This is a genomic window from Bacillota bacterium (genome assembly GCA_036504675.1).
GTDB lineage: Bacteria > Bacillota > Sulfobacillia > JAJYWN01 > JAJZPE01 > DASXUT01.
Genome location: DASXUT010000051.1, coordinates 1 through 5,041, shown reverse-complemented (window position 1 = coordinate 5,041; position 5,041 = coordinate 1). Strand labels below are relative to the sequence as shown.

Genomic DNA, 5,041 nt, shown 5'->3' with positions numbered 1-5,041 from the left:
AGGGCGATGTCCCAGACGCTCACGATCTTGGTCAGGTTGAGGGTGGCGATGGTCCGCCAACCCGAGTAGTCGATGTCCACGTCCACGATGACGTTGGTCGCGTCCACCTGGAGCTTTAGGTAGAGGTAGATGGACTTGAGGGTCTTCCGCTCCTCGAACCCGAAGTCCCAGGCCTTCGAGGCCCACCGGCCGTCGATGGCCACCGCGTTGTCGTTCCAGACCGTCGGGCTGTGTTCGTAGATCAGGCCGGCCGTCGAGTCTCCCGTGTAGAGGAGGTCGATGCCGGCGGGCGCCCAGGAGAGGATCGTCGAGAAGCTCCAGCCCGTCCGGGGGACCCAGGCCATGCGGAGGGTGTCGTAGATCAGGCAGAGGTTGTTCGACGTGGCCCCGTCCACCGGGACCGAGAGGTAGTACTTGCCGTCGAAGACGTGGGCCGAGGCCTGGACGATGGCCGCCTGGTTGATCCGCTTCAGCTCGACCGGGATCTTCACCCCGATCTCCACCGACCGGGCCAGGTCCCAGGCCGCCGGCCCCTCGCGCGACACGTAGTAGACCAGGTCGTCGGTGACGGCGATGACCTCCTGGCTGACCGCGCCGGTGTGGCCGCGGGGACCGTCGAGGGCAAAGTTCGAGACCGAGTCGCCGAGGACTTGCCACTTGGTCCGCTCCTTGAACGCGAGGAAGCGGCTCTTTTCGGAGACGTAGCCGGTGATCCGGTCGCCGTCATTCCCCCGGACCGTGAGGGAATTCAGGACCGGCCAGGAGTCGGGGTTGTCGAGCTCCGAGAAGATCAGTTCGTTGGGATTCGCCGGGTTGACCATGAAGACGTGGTTCTTGTGGTCCAGGACGAGCGGACTGTGCGGGGGGGTCCCGCCGACGTCGGCCAGGACGGCCCCGGTGTAGGTGAAAGGGTGGAAGTTCAACTCGGCGCAGAAGACCTTGTCGCGGTAGGTGCAAAACCGCATCCTGACCCCGGCGCCGAGCCCCGCCTTGACGACCTGGTTCCACCCGCCAGCGGCGTCGTACTTGTAGAGCGTCGTCCCGTGCTTGTAGAGCAGGCACTTGTAGCCGTCCGCGCGATAGAAGGAGTGCTTGCCGAGGATGGGCCCGGGCCCGAGGCTTACGTTCTGGGCCGTCATACCGGGCATTTTCTCGACCGTGCCCTTCTGGTCCAGGCGGACCGACTGGCACTCCGAGGACTCGTTGTCGTTCAGGAGGACGGGATCGACCGCCGTGTTGAGGCCCGCCGAGAAGTCCCGGAAGGCCCGCCGTACCCGCTGGGGGCGGAGTGATCTAACGGCCATACTCTCGCCTCAGCCTCTCGTTTTGGACCCATGACTGCATGACGGTGACCGTGCTCCGCCGCTGCTCCCGGAAGAAGCGGACGAAGGCGGCCTTCTTGAGGTTATAGGCGTCGTCGGCGTCCTTGACGGCGCCGGCGTCGCCCTCGGCCTGGGTCAGGCGGTAGCGGGCTAGGGCGGCGTACAGGAGGGCCTCGGAGGCCTCCTCGGGCACGTCAGGGGTGACGGGGGCGACGGCCCCAGTGACCCACGAGAACGGGGTCGGCTTGCGCCAGTAGTACAGGGTGCAGTCGATGGCCGCCTCCGGGATGGGCCAGGCGTAGACCTTCCCGGCCAGCACGTAGTAACAGGACGGTGTCCCCTTGCCAGCCGGGTCGGCGCCCTGGGCGAGGATGGACTCGATGGAGCCCTTCGAGAGCCGCTTGGCCGCAACCACCAGGTGGCGCGGAGCCTGGAAATCCACCGGCAGGGTGACCTCCCCGGTGACGACGGAGATGGGCTCGGCCACCGGGGCCGCATCGAGGAGGCACTCCCGCCGACAGTCGGCCAGGACCTCGTTGAACCAGGGGTAGATGTGCTGGTCGGAGACGCCGTCCACGGGCATGGTTGGCTCGCCCATGAGGACGCGGAAACGGGTTATGAGGTCGGCGGTCGTGGCCACTGCGAGTCACCTGCCTCGGGTCAGGGATTTAGACGTCAAGTTCGGCGAGGTACGAGACTCCTTCGCCGTTGACGGCAGGGATGATGTTGAGTTTCGCGAGGTCGTCGATGAGGATGCGGACCGGCGGGTCTGTCGGGGCCATCTTGTAGCCGGTCCCGACCGCCACGTCGGCCCGGCCGACAACGACGGGCTGTGTGTTGGTCGACAGGGCCCGGACGGTGACGCACCGGGTTTTGACCATGTAGGACGAGAGGGCCACCTTCACCCCGGCGTTGCCGGTCACCTGGCCGGTCTGGATGTTGCCGGCGGGGAGGATGCTAAACCCCGGCATTGTCCTTGCCCTCCTGGTCGTCCGAATCGGCCGGGTCCTTCCCATCGTCCGGCTCGGTCGTTGGGGCTGCCGGCGCGATGACCGGGGGCTTCTCGTCCGTGGTGAAATCCGTGCCGCAGCCGCGGTGGTTCTTCAGCCACTCGACGACGGCGGGATCGTCAGTCTCGAACCGGCCCGCCTGAAACGCGACGATCTGGGGGCCGCCGCCGAGCACGAGGTTCGCGTGCCGACTCGCGAAGACCGTCTTGGCAGGCTTCTCGGGGTCCTTGGGCAGCTTGGTGAACTTAGGCATGGTCTGCCTCCTTCCGTTGTGGCCGTCGGGGGCGTCCTATCGGCGCCCCCAGGCGATGAAGCGGACGCCGACAAGGGCGGAAAGGTCGGTCAGGTTCGGGACTTCGACCGCTGGACCGGCGGCGACACCGGGGTAGTCGAACCGGTACGCCTTGACCTTCCGGGCCGCGTAGTCGTACTCGAAGATGTACCCGGCCTTGGTCTCGAAGGTCACTCCGAGGACCTGGCTGAAGTACTTCGAGAGATCCATGGCCTCGCCGCCGGTGGGGTAGCTGTTGTCGAAGTCGAACTTGCCGGTCAGAATCCGAAGATCGGACCCGACTCCTTCGACCATCGCCGGTCCGCCGCCGGGGGCGTCGACTGTCAGGAGGGACATGCTTGGTCAACTCCTTGCGAGAGGATGCGGGCCCGGCCCGGGTGGACCGGGCCCGCTTGAGTCTCCTGGGCGTCAGGCTTAGCCGGTGGCGCCCTTGACGATGGTGTGGGTCTTCTCGAGCCGGATCTCGCTGGACACCTCCGAGAAGTACTCGTCGGTGTAGCCGTCGTACCCGGGGGCCTGGACGTTCTTCTTCAGGGTCGAGTCACGGAGCGGCCGGAGCTTGATGTTGTCCGCCTCGACGACGTCGAGGATAACCATGTGGCCGCCGTAGCCGTTAACGAGGAGGTCGGACTTGGCGAGGAGGAGCGTGCCGTGGGCGGTCACGTACTCCTGGAGCTTCAGGCCGAAAACCTCTTGGCGCGGGACGGTCTGGAGCCTGCCGACCGCGAATCGGTTGATCGCGCTCAGGACCAAGGCGGAGCAGAGGGCCAGCTTGCGCTTCGATCCCTTGGCAAAAGCCATCTCGGCGATGTTGGTCTCAAGGACCCTGTCTGTGAGGAGTCCGCCGACGTCATACACGTTCGAGGTGACGTAGTAGAACACGCCACCCATCGACCGGATAACGTCCGTGCCGACGGTTTCCTTCGGCTCACCGAAGAGGAGAGCGCTCTCAATGTCGACCCGGTGCTGGACGGCGTACTTCTTGCTGAGGCGCTCACGCTCCGGTTCGCCGACCTTGAGCTTCTCCGCGTCCTGGGTCCCAGAGACGCCGAAGGGGGTGCGGAAGATCTGGCAGAAGTTCGTCTTTTTCACGGGCTGGCCGGATCGGAGGTTGGGGGTGGTCGAGGCTTCCTTGTTGGCATTCCCGATGTTCAGCAGCCAGTCGTTGTCGATGAGGGCCGCAGCGGCAGTCGTGCCGAAGGCCCGGGTCACGGTGATGGTGTGGGTGGCGGTCGTGACGGCCGTCACGCGCAACAGTTCGTTTGTCCGCGTGACCTTGATCACGTCGTTGACCTCGAAGACCGTCTCGTCATCGACGACGAGGGCGGTGTCGCCAGCGAGGTAGCCGGCGACGTTGTTGATGGCGGTCCAACGTGCCCCCATGGCGTCGTCGAACCAGACGACCTCGGCGGTCCTGGCGGCCTCTTTCCTGGCCCGCATGGTCACGACGGTCAAGGGGGTGGCGTCGGGCTCGAGAAGGGCGATTCGGCTAGAGACGTCGATGTCTCTTCGCTCTCGGTCGAGCGTGGTGCTCAGTACAAGACCTGGCATGGAATCTCACCTCTTGCTAGGTGCGGAACACCGGCGAAGCTCCCGTCTGGAAGACCCTGTCGAGGAACTGCTCGTCGGCGCTCTTCTGCACCGTTGGTTGTCTGGGACTGCCGCCTTCGACCTGGGCGGCCCCCTTTGCCGCTATGCCTGCGTAGGCGGCCTCGGCTCCGGCTTGCTGGGCCGCGGCGGCCACTCCTTGAAGGGCCATGCCGCGGGCCATGTAGTAGGCGTTCTCGAGGCCCTGCCCGCCCGGCAATTGCAGCAGGTAGGGGTTCGTCTTGATGACTTGTTCGATCTGGGGGAACAGCTCGGTGAACCCCGGGAACATCTGCGAGTTGGCCATGATCTCGTTGACCTTGCCGTTCCAGGCCTGCCGGCCCAAATCGGTCCTGAGAGGGTCAATGAGCGGCTTGACCTGGCTCTCCATGAGGCTGCCGACGGCGTTCTTGATCACCGTGGCCAGAGTGGCCCCGGGGTTTTGCTCCCACGCCGCAGCCAGTTGCTCGTCGGTGAGGCCGAGGAGATTTGGCTGGCCAGGCTGGACGACCGCCGCCGGCATATTCGGCTGGGCGGGCGCTCCGGGTTGGGCCGGCTGGGCGTGAGGGCTGAGGAGCATGGCCCTGAGACGCGCGTTCTCCTGGGTCACTTGGGTCAAGCGGGGCTCGATGTTCTGGTAGGCCTTGTAGGCCTCTTCCGGGGTTCGGAACTTGCCGAGGATGAGCTGCTCTGGGCCGCCTTGTCCGGCCTCGCCGGGGGCGCCGGGCTGCTGACCCTGGCCGTCGGTCGGAGCGGGGGTTGTCCCGGGCTGACCGGAGCCCTGGGGCCCATTCGCGGAACTGATGGCCGGTTCTCCGACCCCAGTGGGG

Annotated in this window: 7 protein-coding genes; all 7 read right to left on the bottom strand. The window is 66.1% G+C overall.

Annotation, left to right across the window (positions count from 1 at the left end; all coding sequences use genetic code 11):
* On the bottom strand, positions 1–1,304 hold a 1,304-nt coding region (locus tag VGL40_03705; GenBank protein ID HEY3314376.1), incomplete at its 3' end, for a hypothetical protein.
* Positions 1,294–1,962 (bottom strand): hypothetical protein, encoded by a 669-nt coding sequence (locus tag VGL40_03700; protein ID HEY3314375.1) that lies wholly within the window; start codon positions 1,960–1,962, stop codon positions 1,294–1,296. The genes VGL40_03705 and VGL40_03700, both read right to left, overlap by 11 nt.
* A 28-nt stretch (positions 1,963–1,990) precedes the next feature.
* Positions 1,991–2,293 (bottom strand): hypothetical protein, encoded by a 303-nt coding sequence (locus tag VGL40_03695; protein HEY3314374.1) that lies wholly within the window; start codon positions 2,291–2,293, stop codon positions 1,991–1,993.
* Complete coding sequence (locus VGL40_03690) at positions 2,280–2,585, bottom strand: hypothetical protein (protein HEY3314373.1); 306 nt, start codon at positions 2,583–2,585, stop codon at positions 2,280–2,282. The genes VGL40_03695 and VGL40_03690 overlap by 14 nt, the downstream gene beginning before the upstream one ends.
* Positions 2,586–2,621: 36 nt before the next feature.
* Positions 2,622–2,960 carry a hypothetical protein gene (locus tag VGL40_03685; GenBank protein HEY3314372.1) on the bottom strand — a complete coding sequence of 113 codons (339 nt, stop codon included), beginning with the start codon at positions 2,958–2,960 and terminating at the stop codon, positions 2,622–2,624.
* A 78-nt stretch (positions 2,961–3,038) separates the two neighbouring features.
* Positions 3,039–4,175 (bottom strand): DUF5309 family protein, encoded by a 1,137-nt coding sequence (locus tag VGL40_03680; GenBank protein HEY3314371.1) that lies wholly within the window; start codon positions 4,173–4,175, stop codon positions 3,039–3,041.
* 16 nt (positions 4,176–4,191) lie between these two features.
* On the bottom strand, positions 4,192–5,041 hold an 850-nt coding region (locus VGL40_03675), incomplete at its 5' end, for a hypothetical protein (GenBank protein ID HEY3314370.1).

Coding starts and splice junctions, on each gene's coding strand:
- VGL40_03695 (HEY3314374.1), bottom strand. CDS start 2,293: ATGCCGGGGTTTAGCATCCTCCCCGCCGGCAACATCCAGACCGGCCAG.
- VGL40_03690 (HEY3314373.1), bottom strand. CDS start 2,585: ATGCCTAAGTTCACCAAGCTGCCCAAGGACCCCGAGAAGCCTGCCAAG.
- VGL40_03685 (HEY3314372.1), bottom strand. CDS start 2,960: ATGTCCCTCCTGACAGTCGACGCCCCCGGCGGCGGACCGGCGATGGTC.
- VGL40_03680 (HEY3314371.1), bottom strand. CDS start 4,175: ATGCCAGGTCTTGTACTGAGCACCACGCTCGACCGAGAGCGAAGAGAC.